The organism is Psychrobacter sp. TB20-MNA-CIBAN-0197 (assembly GCF_040309765.1).
Lineage (GTDB): Bacteria > Pseudomonadota > Gammaproteobacteria > Pseudomonadales > Moraxellaceae > Psychrobacter > Psychrobacter submarinus.
On record NZ_JBEOPC010000296.1, the window covers coordinates 1 to 306 of the forward strand.

The window sequence follows — 306 nt, forward strand, 5'->3', positions numbered from 1 at the left end:
TCGGGGTAACCGTCTTTTAGCTGTAAATAATGTTTACTCATGGCTGCTAAGTGCGCAATTAGTGCCTCAAGTGGGCTGTTTAAAATAAGCGCCTCTAGTGGCTCTAATAAATTGCTGCGCCATCTAAATAAGCCATTGGGCTGATCAAAGTATTGCGCTGCATTTTTGCATACTAAATTAAGTAATGCTTGCGACGTTTGGCACTGAGCTAAGCGCTCGTTTATCTGTGTTTGCTGCGCTTCATAAAAATTACCAAGCCTTAATACTTGCGGATAAATATCAAACTCATTGCATGGCGGATAAGGC

General features: G+C 41.8%; 1 protein-coding gene. It reads right to left on the minus strand.

Translation table 11 applies throughout. The features are described from left to right. A partial coding sequence (locus AAEY83_RS13740; protein ID WP_351059650.1) for a hypothetical protein occupies positions 1-306 on the minus strand: 306 nt, incomplete at both ends.